This window comes from Streptomyces sp. SID13726 (assembly GCF_010548375.1).
Lineage (GTDB): Bacteria > Actinomycetota > Actinomycetes > Streptomycetales > Streptomycetaceae > Streptomyces.
In genome coordinates, this window is the sequence record NZ_JAAGLY010000006.1 from 13105 (window position 1) to 28635 (window position 15531).

Consider the following 15531-nt stretch of genomic DNA (forward strand, 5'->3'; position numbering starts at 1 on the left):
CCACGGGAGAACCTCGCGTATGAAGACCGTATACATACGAGCTTCCTCCCAGCAAGAGCGGACACGGGAAGTTATCCTGCCGCACCCAATGGTCACCGAACTTTTTCCTGCCGCGTGCCATGAACACCGCGATTCCGGGTAGATGAGGACTCCGGCCCCGCGCGTCACCGCGATCCCTCGTGTACGCAAGGGTCCATCACACGGTGTAGCCGTTAGGCTGCGGCTCTGCACCGAGCCGCCGTCGACGGAAGCGAGTTGAACCTTGAACTTCCTTACCATCGGTCACCGCGGGATCATGGGTGTCGAACCCGAGAACACCCTTCGTTCCTTCACCGCCGCCCAGCAGGCCGGCCTCGACGTCATCGAACTCGATCTGCATCTGAGCAAGGACGGCGCCCTCGTCGTCATGCACGACACCGACGTGGACCGCACGACCGACGGCACCGGACCGATCGCCGAGAAGACCCTCGCCGAGCTGCGCGCCCTGGACGCGGGCCGCGGTGAGCGGGTGCCGGAGTTCGAGGAGGTCCTGGACGCCGTACGGTCGCCGCTCCAGGCCGAGATCAAGGACGTCGCCGCGGCCCGGGCGCTGGCCGAGGTCATGCACCGGCGGGATCTGGCCGCGCGCGTCGAGGTGTCCTCGTTCCACGACGAGGCCGTCGCCGAGATCGCCCGGCTGGTGCCCGGGGTGCGGACCGCGCTGATCGGCAGCCGGTTCGGCCCCGACATCGTGGACCGCGCCGTGGCGGCCGGTGCCGGGACCGTCTGCCTCAACATCCGCCGCGTCACCCTGGAGGTGGTGGAGGCGGCCCGCAAGGCGGATCTGCGGATCATCGGCTGGGTCGTCAACACCCAGGACCAGCTGCGGCTGGTCCGCGCCCTGGAGCTGGACGGCGCCACGACCGACTACCCGGAGATCAAGCGCACCGGCCGCTTCACCGCCTGATCCGGGGCAGGAACGTCACACCAGCGGCTTGACCAGCAGCTCGAACCGCAGGTCGGCGCGGAGCGGAACTCCGGCGCGCTCGTCGCCGTACGGGAAGGGGATCATCTTTCCCGTACGGCGGTAGCCACGCCGCTCGTACCAGGCGATGAGGTCGTCGCGTACGGAGATCACGGTCATGTGCATCTCGTCGACGCCCCAGGTCTCGACCGCGAGCCGCTCCGCCTCGGCGATGATCACCTTGCCGAGGCCGCCGCCCTGGAGCGTGGGGCTGACCGCGAACATCCCGAAGTAGGCGTGCGTGCCCCGGTGTTCGAGCTGGCAGCAGGCGACGACCCGCCCCTCGCGCTCCACCGTCAGCAGCCGGCTGTCGGGCGCCTTGATGACCGCGAGCACACCCTCCGGGTCGGTCCGCTGCCCCTCCAGGATGTCCGCCTCGGTGGTCCACCCGGCTCGGCTGTCGTCCCCGCGGTACGCCGACTCGATCAGCGCGACGAGCGCGTCCACATCGGCGTCGGTGGCATCACGGAAGGTGAGTCCGGCGGTGGTCTCCATGGGGCGCGTCTCCACTTCTCGATCACGGAACGGGCACGGACGAGCGTAACGCCCCCGATAGGCTCGCCCGCATGGTGCACGTACTGAGCGGCCGCGTCCTGCTGCGGCCCGGCGATCCGGAACGCTCCCGAGTCTTCTACGGCGAACAGCTGGGCCTCGCCGTCTACCGCGAGTTCGGCACCGGACCGGACCGGGGCACCGTCTACTTCCTCGGCGGCGGATTCCTGGAGCTGTCCGGCCGCTCGGACACCCCGCGCCCCGCCGACGTACGCCTGTGGCTCCAGGTCGCGGACGTCACCGCGGCCCACGAGGAGCTGCTGGCCAAGGGCGTCGAGATCGTACGGCCGCCGGTCCAGGAGCCGTGGGGGCTGGTCGAGATGTGGGTGGCGGACCCGGACGGTACGCCGATCGTGCTGGTGGAGGTACCGGCGGACCACCCGATCCGCTACCGGCCCGGCATCTGACCGGCCCCGGCACCGGCACCGGAGGGCCCCGGCATCCGACCGGCTCCGGCCCCAGAAGGCCCCGGCATCCGACCGGCCCAGGCCCTAAAGGGCACGCACGACCCGCTCCTCGTCCCCCTCTCCCCCGGCCGTGCTGTCGTCGGCGTCGGGCCACCTGCCCGTCGCGGCGACGGCCGCCAGGAGTTCCCGTACGCGGTCCACGTAGTGGGGTACGGCGATGCCGGCCGGGCCCGTGGCCGGGTGGCGGTAGCTGACGGAGAGGCCGTCGTGGGTGCGCATGATCCACAGGCAGACCTCGTCCGGGTCGGCGCTCCGGCCGCGGAGGGTGACGGTGCGCCGGTCGTTCCAGGCGCGGGCGCCGGGGGTGAGGCGCAGGTCCATGTACGAGATCATGAACGGGTCGCGCAGGGACTCACCGAGCAGTTCCATGGCCCGGGAGAAGGGCACCCGCGCGAGTTCCTTCACCCCTTCCAGACCGGCCGTCGCCGCGCGGACCGTGTCCTCGAAGTCATCGGGGTCGGACATCGCGAACCCGATCGGGGCCATGCCCACGTACCAGCCGAGGGCGGAGCGGTAGGCGTCGGTGCGGGTGTGGAAGGGGGCCATCGTGCGGAACTCCCGCTCGCCGGTGATCTCGTGGCCGACCCTGGCCAGACAGGCGAGGATCCCCGCGAAGACGTCCCCCTGCGCGGCGCGGCACACCTTGGTGAGGGCCTGGGTGGCGGAGGCGTCCAGAAGCACGGCGTAGCCGCCGGGCTGGTCGCCGGGGGTGCCGCTCACGTCGTTGACCACGACCGGGAACTCCGGCAGCCGGCCGCCGGTCCCGGTCAGGAACCCGCGCCAGGTGACGATCGCGTCGTCGTCGGCGGTGAGCGCGTCCCCGAAGGCCCGCTCCTCGGCGGCGAAGTCGAGATAGCTGGCCGTGGGCGGCAGCGGCGGTCCTTCCGGCTCCGGTGCGCGCAGGGCCGCTTCGTAGAGGGTGTGGAGTTCGTGCGCGACCATGAAGACGGAGTAGCCGTCCATCAGCGAGTGGTCGGCGGCGAGGAGGACGGTGGTGGCGTCGGGGCGGGACACGGTGGCGCACACGTATCCCGGCCAGCCCAGCGGCCCCGCCTCGACGTCGAACAACTCCTCGGTACGACGGGCGAGTTGCCCGCCGTCCGCGAAGTCCCCGTACTCGGAGGCGACGGCCTCCACGGCACCCGGCGGAAGGGTCTCGCGGCGCAACTCCCCGTCCGGCGTGGTGAGCAGGCGGCTGCGCAGGCTCTCGTGGCGGTCGGTCCATCCGCGCAGCGCGGCGGCGAAGGCGTCCCGGTCCAGGCCGGCGGGCAGGTCGAAGGCGATGCCGAGCCAGGAGGGGGCGAGCGGGCCCTCGCCGGCCGACTCCAGCGCGTACGTGAGGTGGGCCTCCTGGACGTGCGAGGCGGGCCGGGGGTCGGCCGCCCAGCCGGTGCCGGACGTGGTCACGCGCCAGACGGTCAGCCGGCCCGGTGCCATGTCGAGGGACGGGATGTCGGTGAACTTCACTGTGAGACCAGCCTTGTTCGAGGAGCGGGGGGAGATTCAGCGGGTCGTCAGCTGCGGGGTGCGGACCGCCCACAGCGGTGAGCGCACGATCCACACCGCGGCCAGGGCGATGACGGCTCCGCTCAGCAGCAGCGTGGTGCGGGTGCCGAACGCCGTGCCGCAGGCCCCGCCGAGGAGGGCGCCGAGCGGGGCGAGCCCCCAGACCACGGTGCGGATACTGGCGTTGACCCGGCCGTGCAGGGCGGGCGGGGTGAGGACGTAACGGATCGGCACCTGGTGGACGTTGTAGATCTGCTGGCCGGCCCAGAGCAGGAAGTGGGACAGCGCGACGCCGAGCAGGGCCGCCCAGCCGGTGACCGCGACCATCGGGGTGAGCACCGCACCGGCCGCGCTCAGCAGCAGGGCGGCGGCCAACACCCGTCCCAGGCCCAGGAGTCGGGCGAGCGGCCGGGCGACCAGGGCACCCGCGACACCGCCCGCGGCGGCGATGCCCACGGCCGCGCCGGTCGCGCCCGCGGAGAGGCCCAGTCGCTGGGTCAGATAGAGGAGGAACACGGCGGAGTAGGCGTTGTAGCAGAACACGAGGGTGGCGGTGGCGAGGGTGACGGCCCGCAGCCGCGCGGAACCCAGGACGAACCGCGCGCCCTCCGCCGCCTCCGCGAGGATGCCCGCACCGGCCCGACGGCCCCCGCTGCCATGGCCGTTGGGCTGCTTCTGGCCCCCGTCGTCGGTCTCCGGGTCGCGCATCGCCACGTACGGCAGCAGGGCCGTGGCCACGACGAAGGACGCGGAGTCCGCGAGCAGTGCGGTGGGTGCGGAGAAGGCGCCGATCAGCCAGCCCGCGAGGGGCGGCCCGAATGCCACCGCGAGGGACTGGCCCAGTTCCAACCTGCTCTGGGCCCGCACCAGTTGACCGGCCGGCACCACGCGCGGCACACAGGCGAGGTAGGCCACGTCGGCCAGCACGGTCGCCGTGCCCACCACGGTCGCGGCCGTGTACAGGTGAGCCAGGGCCAGGTGCCCGGTCAGGGCGGCGACCGGCACGGTGGCCAGCGCCGCCGCCATGACCAGGTTGGCGCCCATCAGCAGGGCCCGCTGCGACAGCCGGTCGACGAGGACCCCGGCGACCGGCCCGCACACCAGATAGGGGGCCCGGCCGCAGGCCAGCAGCACCCCGGTCTCGAACGGGCCCGCCCCGAGCAGGTCGATCGCGGTCAGGGGCAGCGCGAGCAGCGTCACCGCGGAACCGACGAGGGACACCGTCTGCCCGAGCAGCAGGAGCTGGAATCCCCGGGGCAGCCGCTGTCGTACGACGGACTCGGCGGCTGCCGTCACCCCGGGCTCCCCGCTCCCGCCGCCGACAACGGATAGCCCAGGCGCTCCAGTTCGGGGCCCGCGATCCGCTCGAACTCCGCGATCTCGCCGGGGGTGAGGTCCTGGAGGTAGCGTCCGTTGCGGCCGGTGTGGACGGGCTTGCCCGCGGCCTCGGCGGCGGGGTGTCCCCAGGGCCGGTTGAACAGGGCGTGTTCCTGCTCGGCGTGGCGCAGCACCGACTCGTCCCAGGCCAGGCCGAGATGGTCCAGCATCCGCTCGGCGGTCTCGCGGGGCCGGGTGACGAGATCCTCGTAGCGGACTTCGAGGTAGCGGTCCGCGGGGGCGGTGCCGCGGGCCCGGGTGACGACCTCCAGCCAGCCGTGCGCGGCCTCGGCGACGCTGCGGTAGCCCCAGTCGGGGACGGTCTTGAGGTGAGAGGCGGCCAGGTCCCGGCCGTCGCGGACGATGTGGATGAAGTGGGCGCGGGGCCAGATGCCGGCGTAGGTGCCGACGTCCTGGATCTTCCGCTGGAGCTTGAGGCCCCAGCGGGCGGCGCCGGTGTGCACGCGCCGCAGTTCGCCGATGGCGTCGATGAGCCGGCAGCGGTCTTCGAGGGCGGACAGGTCGGTGCCGCGGACGGCCGTCAACTCCCCCACCAGGGCGCGCAGATCGTCACGGCCCACTCCGGAGCGCTCGCACTGCACGACGAAGTGCACGCCGTCGTACCACTCGGGGTCGATGGTCTCCTTGCTGGTGCCGGAGACCCTCGGGTCCCCCCGGTCCATGAGGGTGCACACCTCAAGGATGTGCGGGCCGAGGTCGGGCGGTTCGGGGAAGTCGATCTCCGGGCCGACGACCAGGTCGGGGTGGGAGTCCAGCAGGACGCTGAGCAGGGTGGTGCCGGAACGGTTCTCCCCGCCGAGCAGGACGGGGTCAGAGGTGAGGGGCATGACTCTCCAGAGGGGATCGAAGGGGGACGTTCAGTGGAGGTCGACGCCGCCGAACCACTTCTCGACCGCGGCGGGCGTGGCCACGAACCGCTCCTCGGCGAACTGGGTCGCCGCGGCCAGGACGTCACCGTCCCGCCGATCCCGTACGGCGGTCTCCTCCAGCGCGGCCGTCAGCGCGCCGTCCGCCGTGGCCACCGCCGCCTCCACGTCCTCGTCGGTCGTGGCCGCCGACGGCATGAACCGGCCGCCGTACTGCATCAGGAAGCCGCGGCCCCACATCTGCTGGAAGAAGGCGTGGCCGAGGTCCTGGTCGGCGAAGAGGACGTCGAACATCGTGGGGTGGGCGAAGGCCCAGGCGGCCGTGGAGTGGCGGGCGAACACGGCGTTGAGCCCGCGCACGAGCCGTGTGCCGACCTCCTGCATGCGGGTCAGGGCGGTGCCGTCGGCGAGCGCGTCCAGGGTGGCCAGGGCGGCGGCGAACGGGGTGACCTCGCGCTGGTAGGTGTTGCCGAGGTAGGTGTGCTCGCAGGCGTTCATCACCTCGGCCCGGCCGCACACCGCGGACAGCGCGGTGCCGTTGGCAAGGCCCTTGCTGAGGGTGATGAGGTCGGGGGTCACTCCCGCGGCCGTGTGATAGCCGCCGGTCGCGTACCGGAAGCCGGTCATGACCTCGTCCAGGATCAGGAGGGCGCCGTGGCGGCGGACGGCGGCTTCCAGGGCGCGGGCGTACTCCTCGGGGAAGAAGTTGACCTCCGGGGTGACGACGACGGCGGCGATCGGGCCGTGGGCGGTGGCCAGTTCGTCGAGCAGGTCGAGGTCGTAGCGGAAGTCCACGCTGTGCGGGTCGCGGTCGGGCGGTCCCATGGGCGCCCGGTCCTGCAAGTGCCAGTCGTGCCAGCCGTGGTAGCCGCTGGTGAGGACGGTGCGGGCGCCGGTGTGCACTCGTGCGAGGCGGACCGCCGCGGTGGTCGCGCAGGAGCCGGTGCGCAGGAAGACGGAGCGTTCGGCGACGGGGAAGTGCGCGGCTAGGCGTTCGGCGAGTTCGACGCGCAGGGTGGAGAGTGGTCCGGGCAGGATGCCGCCGCCGCGCGCCAGTTCGGCGACCATGCGGTCCGTCACGGGCCGGTGGCCGGCGCCGAGCGGGGCGGCGCCGCTGCACGAAGTGAAGTCGACGTACCTGCGTCCGGCCGCGTCCCACACCTCGGCGCCGTCCGCGCGGTCGAGGACCAGCGGGAAGCGGCGGTCGAGGTCCCAGGTGTCCGAGGCGGTGAAGCGGCGGGCCCGGTCCAGGAGTTCGGTATGGAGACGGGTGTCCGGATCGGGGCTGCGGGGAGCGGTCGCGGGCATGCGGAAGGTCCTTTCCTGGGGACTGGAGAGGGGTGCCGAGTGGTGTCCGGGGCGTGAACAGGTACCGGGTGCCGGGGAGTTCAGCAGGCGGTCGGCGGGCCGGGCCGCTCGTCGACGAGCGGGAGCAGCGCCATCGCGCTGAGGTCTACGGCGATCCGCCGGGCGATGCGCAGGGCGTTCGCCTGGATGGTGAACGTCGGGTTGACGCCACCGGAGTAGGGGAAGTAACCGCCGTCCACGACATACACGTTGTCGAGGTCGTGCACCCGGCCGAAGGGGTCCACGACGGACTCGGCTGGGTCGGTCCCGGCCCGGCAGCCGCCGTGCAGATGTCTGCTGCCCAGCTGGTAGTTGGAGTCCTCGTAGCGGATGTCGTCGGCCCCGGCCTTCGCCAGCAGCTCCGAGGCCCGCCTGGACAGATATCCGAGGCGGCGCTTGTCCAGCGGATGCGTGGCGTAGTCGATGACGAGCCGGGGCAGGTTCAGCGGGCCGCGCTCGCGGGCCAGCCGGACCGCGTTGTCCCGCATCGGCTGGTCGGCGGCGAGGAAGTGGACCCGCAGCCGGATCCGTCCGTCCCTGAGCGCCCGGTCCTCGTCGCTCGCCTCGTAGAGGAGCCCGCCCAGGCCGGAGGGGGCGTCGGGGTCGAGGTAGTGGTCGCTGAAGGCGACGGTGGAGAAGGGGCCGCCGGGGATGTGGGGTCGCGGGCCGGCGTGATCCGAGGACGACCGGTCGGGGTGGCCGGGCGTCGGCGCATCGCCTTCACCCTGCCACGGGGACACCTCGGCGGCCTCTGCTGCCGACGCCCCCTCGGCCGGCTCCGGCGCCGGGACCGCCGTAGCGAATCCGCCCGCGTCCACCGTCCCCGACACATAGCCGCTGATCTTGAAGGAGAGACCGCGGCCCACCATGTCCGTGCTGTTCCCGAGGCCGTTCTCGGCGCCGGGCTGGGCGGAGCGGAGCAGCAGGGCGGCGGACTGTACGGCGTTGGCGGCGAGGACGACACAGCGGACCCGGGTCGTGCGCAAGGTGCGGGTGCGCAGGTCCAGCCATTCGACGCAGGCGGCCCGGTACCGGTCGCGCAGGACGATCCGCAGGGCCTTCGCGCCGTGGGCCACGGTGAGCGCGCCGGGCGGTACGGCGGCGTCCGTCAGCAGGGTGGCGGCGTTGGCGCGGGCCCCGGTGGGGCAGACGTGTTCGTTGCAGGGGCCGCACCGGACGCACGCCGGCCGGCCCGCGTAGGGCACGGAGTTGATGGCGAGCGGGGTCGGGAAGGGCCGCAGTCCGATGCGGCGGCCGGAGTCGGCGAGCAGTCGGCCCTGGGTGCTGTAGGGATGCGCGGGCATGACGGCCGGCGGGCCGGGAGGTTCCAGGGGGTCGGTGCCGGGTGCCCTGGACACCCCGATACATCGCTCGATGCGGTCGTAGTAGGGGCGCAGTTCCTCGTAGCCGATGGGCCAGGCGGGGTCCAGCGCGTCGGGGGCGACATGGGCGCGGGCGTCCATGTCGACGCCACGTAATCGGAAGGAGATCCCGGCGTACAGCGCTGTCCCGCCGCCGACCGCGGACGCGCTCCAGGGCCGTCCCAGCGGGCGCAGCGGGCCGCCGGGGGTCGGTACGAGCGCGGTCTCCCACGCGCTCTCGATCGCCGGAAGGGATTCACCGGGGTCCAGTGTGCGTCCCTCCTCCAGAACGAGGACGCGCAGCCCGTGGGCCGCGATCTCCTGTGCGGCGATGGCACCGCTCGCGCCGCTGCCGACGACACACACATCGAAACTTTCGACTTTCATATCTCCGCCATGAGGTGAATCCGGAATTTCAGCAGAACCTGGTGGATCAAGCTACAGAGCGGTTGGGCAAAGCTTCAAGAAACTCCTCGTGGAGGTTGAATGATGACGCAAAACGCATACCGGACACCGGGACAATCGAATACCAGCTAGCGGGAAATCAGCAGCTCACAGCCTTCACTCCAGGGATCGACCACGGTCGCCCCGGGGTGAGACCGGCCAACTCCGGCCGTGCGTGTTTCGGCGTACGCGACGAATACACATGCTGCTCGCCAAGGAATCCTTTCGGAATTCGACCGGGCGAACAGAGAGGGCAGGACATCACCTCATGCGGATGACCACGCTGACCGAATACACCCCCCTGCCGGGGGAACTCGTCGAGTTCCGGGCACCGGACGCGACCCTCGCGGCGGCGGCCTCGGCCCCCGTGCATCCGGCGCCGCCCAGCCATCTTCAGGAGAACCACTTACGCAGACGGCTGGCCAACACCGTCGCCGGGAATCCCCAAGCCCCTTGGCTGGGCGTCCACTTCGACCTGCCGGGCCGTCCGGACGTGAACGCTCTGGCCGGGGCGCTGGCGGCCTGGGTCCGACGGCATCCCACGCTGCTCACCTGGTTCGCCCCGCGCGACGGCGGCTTCCGCAGACACGCGCTCGCCCCGGAGACCGTCCGGTTCAAGCCGGTGCGTCTCGGCGCCGAGGTCTCCGGACAGGACGTCCGGGACCACCTGCGGGCCCGGGTCGTACCGGCCACCGACCCGACGGCCTGGCCCCCGCTGCTCGCCGCAGCGGTGCTCCGGCCGACGAGCAGCACCCTCGTCCTGGCCGTCGACCACGCGCACACCGACGGCCTGTCGCTCCAGTACTTCTACGACGAGCTGCGCTCCTGCTACGCCGCCGAACTCGCCGGGACCACCGCGGACCTGCCCGAGGCCGGCTCCTACGTCGACTTCTGCCGCCTGGACCGCGCACGCGCCGCCCGCATCGACGCCACCTCGCCGGAGGTCGCCCGCTGGGCGGACTTCCTGAGCGGCGGCCGGCCCGCCGACCCGGTGGACCTGGGCACGGAACCGGGCCGGATGTACCCGAGCGCCGCCTTCGACGTCGAGGTGCTGACGGCCGCCGAGGCGGACGCGTTCGCGCGCGGGTGCAGGGCGGCGGGGGCCGGTTTCTCCGCCGGGGTGCTGGCCGCGCTGGCCCTGTGCCACCACCGGCTCGGCGGCCAGGAGACCTACCGGGCGCTGACCGTGGTGCACACCCGGGACGAGCCGCGCTGGGAGCGTGCGCACGGCTGGTTCGTCAACGCGGTGCCGGTGCGATTCCCGGTCGGGGAAAGGCCGTTCACCGAGCTGGCCGCGACCGCCCAGGAGGCGTTCGGGCAGGCCCGGGAGCTGAGCGCGGTCACCCCGATGAGGCTGATGGAACTGCTTCCTCGACTGCCCGGACTACAGCTCGACGTGAGCCAGACCCTGCCTCTGGTGTCGTACATCGACTTCCGCCACGCCCCCGGCTCGCGCGAGTGGGCCGCACGCGACGCGGGCTTCCTCCTCGGCGAGGGCCGGGTCCAGGGCCTGCACCTCTGGGTGAACAGGCTCTGGGACCGCACCTACTTGCGGATCGAGCACCCCGGCACGCCCCTCGCCGCAGCGGGCGCCCGGCGCCTCGCCGACGGCGTCCGCGAGGTCATGCGCGAGGCCGCCGGTGTCGCCGCACAGGAGGCTCCCGTCTAGGCGGTGGCCTCGGGCGGCGCCAGCGGGGTCACCGTGACCTGGTCGATGACGGGGGCGTAGGCCGAGCGCTGACCGTGCTCGTTCCTGGAGTCGCCCGCGAAGTCGGGGAGTTCGTCGGCGGTGAAGGTGAGGGTGTTGAGGCCCGGGCGCAGGGTGACGGGCACGGACAGGTCCCAGAAGTTGTTGAAGTGGAAGGTGGTCGGGAACAGGGCACGGTGCGGCCCGGCGCCGTTGACGGAGATGTCGACGTGGCGGCAGACCGGGTCCGGGTTGTAGTGGGTGGAGGGCGGCTGCTCGCCGTTGGAGTAGCGGATCGTCAGCGCGTGGCGTCCGGCGTGCTCCGCGGTGACGGTCAGGGTGAGCGCGTTGGCGGGTCCGGCGCCGACGCCGTCGACTGCCTTGCCGCCCACGGCGTACGGGTACGCGGTCACCTTCGCCGCCCCGGTCAGCACGCCGTCCTCGGCGCCGTACACGGCCGTCGGCAGCAGTCCGCGTGAGGGCGCGACCCGCAGGCGGTCCACCATGAGCCGGTCCGAAGTGCCGGTGACCGTCACCTTGTTGACGCCGCCGGCCAGGAACAGCGGTACGGCGCCGCGCTCGACGCGTCCGACGTCCTCGCCGTTCACGCTGAGCACGCCCTCACCGGGGCCGAGGAGGTCGACGGTCACGGACGCCTCGCCGTCGTCGGCCGCGTGCGCCCAGAAGGTGACGGTGCCGCCGCGCGGGAGCACGGCGACTCCGGGCCCCGAGGCGCCGCGGTGGGCGTGGCTGACCCGGGCCCCGCCGCCGAGGTCCGCGAACTCGGCGTCGTACAGCGAGGTTTCGTCCTCGCCGCGCAGCACTAGGTCCAGCTTGTCGACAACGGCGTCGCCCTTGGTGACCCCGAGGTCGGGGTCCTGGGCGGCGAGGGTGATGCGGTGCGCTCCCGCGGTCAGCTGGACGCGGGTGTCGGTGTGCCCCCACACCGCCGGCTTGTAGCCGAGCGGCAGGCGCAGTTCGCGCGGATTCTCGCCGTCGACGCGCAGGAAGACGTTGGTGGGGCCCTGTTCGCGCACCAGGTCGGCGAGGTTGTGGGAGCCCGCGAAGACGACGACGTCGTACGTGCCGTCCAGCGGGACCTCGACGTCGAAGGCGAGGACTCCGTCGGAGCCGGTGCGCAGCCCGCCCACGTGGTAGCCGCCGGAGGTGGCGAACCGGTCGACGGCGGTCGGGGACCCCTCGGGCCCGTTCTTCGAGTAGCCGCCGCCGGTGTAGGTGGCGTCCTCGGCCTCGTAGGTGCCTCTCCAGCGCACCGCGGGCGGCAGGGAGGCGGCGCCGTTGCCGCCCGGCGAGAGGATCACCTGGTAGGCGGACATCGCGTCGAGGCCGGTCAAGGGGATCGTCACCGTCCCTTCGGAGACTGGCAGTTCCTCGTCCCGCAGCCGCAACGGCTGTTCACCGGAGCCGACTTGACCCGTCCAGGGGATCTCGACGAGCCGCATGTGGACCATGTCGCCGAACACGTCCGCGTCCACGCCCGCGAAGACCACGTCCGCGGCACCGACCGCACCGCCGAACAGGGCCCGCGCCTGCCGCTTCTCCCGGTCCAGCGTGGCCACGCCCTGAAGGGTGTACTGCACGTTGGGGTGCGGGGCGGCGACCCGCACGGTGTTCCCGGTCAGCCGGCCGTAGGCGTTGTACAGCCACCACTGGCCGTTGGCCTTGTTCGCCTCCACCGCCGAGTCGTTGAGGTTGCCGGCGATGTTCCAGTAGGCCAGGTCGGCGTCGACCTTCGACTCCTCGATCGCGGCGATCCACTGGATCATCTGGCCGGGCACGGAGACGTGGTAGTTGTGCGCGTACTCGTTGATGTTGACCGGCAGCGGGCCGATGCCCAACTCCCTTTCCAGTTCGCGGTACTCGGCGATGTTGGTGCGGACCTCGGCGGGCGAGGACAGCTCGTGCCAGGTGACGATGTCGGGCAGCACGTCGTGCGCCTTGGCGAACTCCAGGAAGTCCCGCACCTCGGGGTACAGGACGCAGGTGTTGGGTCCGGCCACGCGGGCGTCCGGGTCGAGGTCCTTGATGAGGCTGTACGCGGCTTCCCAGGCGGCGAAGTAGTGGTCGGGCTCGGTCCGCCAGGAGACCCGGTCGTAGCTCCACTCCCCCTCGCCGAACATGTTGCCCTCGGGCTCGTTGAACGGCACGTACACGACGTGGGACTTCAACTCGCCCAGGGTCAGGACGTGTTCGACCTGGCGGCGGATCAGGTCCAGGTGTCCGGCGAGCCGCTCCTCGCCGGTGGCGCCGGGCCACTCGTAGGGGAAGCCGCGGTAGAAGTCGGTCAGATAGACGTAGACGTCCTTGCCGCCGGCCGCGACGAAGGGCGGCAGGATCTCCAGGGCGTCGCCGCCGGGGTGCTGGGTGCCGTCCTGGGCCTTGGTGGTCACCGTGCGCGGATACATGCCCTCGACCACCACCCGGCTGGGCACGCCGTCGCCGTAGAGGCCGTAGAGCGTGCCGCTGGCTCCGCCATGGAAGGGGCCGGTCTCCGTGCCGAGGTCGATGATCAGCTGGTCGGGGGCGGGGCCTTCGACTGCCACGGCGTCCATCCTTCGTTCGACATTCCGTACGCCGGTCGGTGATCCGCACCGACCTGGACGAACGTAGAAAGCGCATACGCGCCGCGTCAACAGGCCGAGGGGTGCGAGATTTCCGTCACCGCAGGTCGGGGCGGTCCGACTGTCAGGCCCGGAGCGCTCCCAGGCCGCCCTCCAGCCGCCCGAGCAGCTCACCGAGCCGGGCGGCCAGCTCGTCCTGCGCCTCCGGGGGCAGCACGGACAGGACGGCCGTCTCGTACGCCAGCTGCTCGGGCAGGATGCCGTCGACCAGGTCGCGCCCCGCGTCGGTGAGCCGGAGGTGGGCGACCCGGCGGTCCCGGGTGTCGACCCGGCGCTCCACCAGGCCTCGCTCGGTCAGCAGCTTGAGGCGCTTGGTGACGGCGGCGCCCGAGGAGAAGGTCTCGCGGGCCAGGTCGCCGGGGGTGAGTTCGTGCCCGGTGCGGCGCAGGGCGCCGAGCAGGTCGAACTCGGGGCGGCTGAGCCCGGCCCGGCGCAGAGGTGCGTCCTCGGCCTGCTGGAGGAGGGCGGCACAGCGGTTGACGCGCCCGATGATCTCCATGGGACCGGTGTCGAGGCCCGGGTGGACGGTCTGCCACTGGCGGACGACCGCGGCGACCGTGTCGGTTCTCGTCGGGTCCGCCGGGCGTCCGTTCGGTGCCGTCATGGGCCTGAGCCCTCCGCTCTGTGGTGCCGGATCGTCGCGGCGAGCGTACGGTGTCCGGCCTGCTCGGCGTGCACGACCCTCTCCTCGGGCAGGGCCCGCTGCCACCATTCGCCGGACGCGGCCTCGACGGTGACGCGCAGGTCCGCAAGGGCGGCGGCGAGGGCGCGGCGGGCCGAGTCCAGGGCGCCGGGTTCCGGCCGCGGCTCCGCGAGGAGGCGGGCGGTGCGCTCGCGGGCACTCTCCACGGCGGCCAGCGCGTCCTCGACCCGGTCGCCCGCGCGCCGGTTGGTGACGGCCACGGCGGCGGCGAATCCGACCAGCGCGCCGACGAGGGTGTCGACGACCCGCTCGGTGATCAGCCGCCCGGGCTCCTGATATCCGGCGAACTCGGTGATGAGCAGTGCCATCGGGGTCACGCAGATGCTGCCGAGCCAGTAGTTGCGCCCGATGAGCGCCTCGGCACCGAAGTTGAGAGCCAGGCAGCACAGCACGAGGGCCGCCGGGCCGAGGTGGGCCAGCGGGACCACGGCGGCGAACACGAGGACACCGAGGAGGTTGCCCACGACCCGCTGGACGCCCCGGCTCCAGGTGAGCGTGACGTTGGCCTGGTACAGGGAGGCCGCGGTGACCAGGGCCCAGTAGGGGCGGCCGATGCCGAGCGCCAGGGAGGCGTAGCCGGCGAGCGCGCAGCCCAGGGCGGTGCGTACGGCGATCGGGGCGAGCGTGTGCCACAACGGGCGGGCGGACACGGCGAGTTCGAGGTCCACGCCGAGGAGTTCGTCGTCGTGGGCCACCTGTGGGACGGGCCCGGTGCCGCGCAGGTCACGGGCCCAGGCGCGCAGTCGGCGTGGGTCCGCGTCGGCGGGGGCGGCGAGGGCGACCTCGGCGCGGACGACGAGGCGTTCGAGGGCGCGCCGGGTCCCGGAGCGGGTGCCCGCGGAGAGGAGGGCCTGCCAGGCGGCGAGGACAGCGGAGTGGGCGGTGCCGCCGGTCCTGGGGTGCGGGTTCTCGGCGTACGCGGCGGTCGCGTCGAGCGCCTGGGCGGTGGCCCGGCGTTCCGGCCCGTGGGGACGCAGCAGTCCGGGCGCCATGCCGACCAGCCAGGCCCAGGCGCCCGCCGCGAGGGCCAGGGCCAGATGTCCTGGGACCTGGCCGAGGGTCTGCGGGGCGAACAGGGCGGCGGAGCTGATGAAGGTGAGCACCACATGGCCGGGCGGGCCGATCCGGGCCGCGTCGCACAGCGTCTTCTGCACGGCCGCCACCAGCGCGCCGACGGTGACCAGCACCACGGCGTCGGCCGTGAGCGAAGCGGCGACCAGGCCGACGGCGAGGCCCGCCACCATGCCGAGCACGACCCGGGCCAGGGCGCGGGCCCGGGCGGCGTAGGGCCGGTTGTGGGCGTACAGCGCGCACAGCGACCCGGCCATGGTGTACATCGCCAGGTCGAGGCGGCCGAGGGCGAGCAGGGTCAGGTTGGGCGGGGCGACCGCGACGACCACGCTCAGGGCGGGCTTGAACCAGATGTCGGAGGGCCTGCCGAGGCGCAGCACGCCGGCCAGCGGGAGACGACGGACGCGCGGGGTGTCGATGACGGGGGTCGCACTGCTCATGACCCAACACCTTAGCAGGTGTTTTACCAGTAAACGATATGGTG

At 72.6% G+C, this 15531-nt stretch carries 12 protein-coding genes; 3 read left to right on the top strand and 9 right to left on the bottom strand.

Annotated features, from left to right (window positions below):
* Positions 1 to 262 precede the first annotated feature (262 nt).
* Positions 263 to 946: a glycerophosphodiester phosphodiesterase family protein gene (locus tag G3I78_RS17230; protein ID WP_164425387.1), complete on the top strand. Its 684-nt coding sequence runs from the start codon at positions 263 to 265 to the stop codon at positions 944 to 946.
* A gap of 15 nt (positions 947 to 961) precedes the next feature.
* Here the strand turns inward: G3I78_RS17230 and G3I78_RS17235 are convergent, their stop codons facing one another.
* Complete coding sequence (locus tag G3I78_RS17235) at positions 962 to 1498, bottom strand: GNAT family N-acetyltransferase (RefSeq protein WP_164425389.1); 537 nt, start codon at positions 1496 to 1498, stop codon at positions 962 to 964.
* Positions 1499 to 1569: 71 nt separating this feature from the next.
* Here G3I78_RS17235 and G3I78_RS17240 point away from each other — a divergent pair, with 71 nt between their 5' ends.
* Positions 1570 to 1962 (top strand): VOC family protein, encoded by a 393-nt coding sequence (locus tag G3I78_RS17240; protein WP_164425391.1) that lies wholly within the window; start codon positions 1570 to 1572, stop codon positions 1960 to 1962.
* 84 nt (positions 1963 to 2046) lie between these two features.
* On the opposite strand, the gene G3I78_RS17245 is transcribed toward G3I78_RS17240, so the two are convergent.
* The 5 genes from G3I78_RS17245 to G3I78_RS52840 form a co-directional block, all read right to left on the bottom strand.
* Positions 2047 to 3489 (bottom strand): condensation domain-containing protein, encoded by a 1443-nt coding sequence (locus G3I78_RS17245; RefSeq protein ID WP_203615114.1) that lies wholly within the window; start codon positions 3487 to 3489, stop codon positions 2047 to 2049.
* 36 nt (positions 3490 to 3525) lie between these two features.
* A complete protein-coding gene (locus tag G3I78_RS17250; RefSeq protein ID WP_203615115.1) occupies positions 3526 to 4824 on the bottom strand; it encodes an MFS transporter in 1299 nt (432 codons plus the stop codon).
* A complete protein-coding gene (locus tag G3I78_RS17255; protein ID WP_164425393.1) occupies positions 4821 to 5753 on the bottom strand; it encodes a sulfotransferase in 933 nt (310 codons plus the stop codon). Before G3I78_RS17255 ends, G3I78_RS17250 begins: the two co-directional genes overlap by 4 nt.
* Positions 5754 to 5783: 30 nt before the next feature.
* Positions 5784 to 7100: an aminotransferase class III-fold pyridoxal phosphate-dependent enzyme gene (locus G3I78_RS17260; protein WP_164425395.1), complete on the bottom strand. Its 1317-nt coding sequence runs from the start codon at positions 7098 to 7100 to the stop codon at positions 5784 to 5786.
* Between the two features lie 80 nt (positions 7101 to 7180).
* A complete protein-coding gene (locus G3I78_RS52840) occupies positions 7181 to 8887 on the bottom strand; it encodes a GMC family oxidoreductase (protein ID WP_164425397.1) in 1707 nt (568 codons plus the stop codon).
* Positions 8888 to 9218: 331 nt separating this feature from the next.
* On the opposite strand from G3I78_RS52840, the gene G3I78_RS17270 reads away from it, so the two are divergent.
* Positions 9219 to 10613, top strand: coding sequence for a condensation domain-containing protein (locus tag G3I78_RS17270; RefSeq protein ID WP_164425399.1), 1395 nt, complete (start codon positions 9219 to 9221; stop codon positions 10611 to 10613).
* On the opposite strand, the gene G3I78_RS17275 is transcribed toward G3I78_RS17270, so the two are convergent.
* From G3I78_RS17275 to G3I78_RS17285, 3 genes are all read right to left on the bottom strand, one after another.
* Positions 10610 to 13204 carry a cellulosome protein gene (locus G3I78_RS17275; protein ID WP_164425401.1) on the bottom strand — a complete coding sequence of 865 codons (2595 nt, stop codon included), beginning with the start codon at positions 13202 to 13204 and terminating at the stop codon, positions 10610 to 10612. The two genes, G3I78_RS17270 and G3I78_RS17275, sit on opposite strands and share 4 nt — an antisense overlap.
* Positions 13205 to 13337: 133 nt before the next feature.
* Positions 13338 to 13877, bottom strand: coding sequence for a MarR family transcriptional regulator (locus G3I78_RS17280; protein WP_164425403.1), 540 nt, complete (start codon positions 13875 to 13877; stop codon positions 13338 to 13340).
* The gene (locus G3I78_RS17285) at positions 13874 to 15487 is read right to left on the bottom strand and encodes an FUSC family protein (protein WP_164425405.1); all 1614 of its coding nucleotides are present in this window, start codon (positions 15485 to 15487) and stop codon (positions 13874 to 13876) included. Before G3I78_RS17285 ends, G3I78_RS17280 begins: the two co-directional genes overlap by 4 nt.
* Positions 15488 to 15531 lie beyond the last annotated feature (44 nt).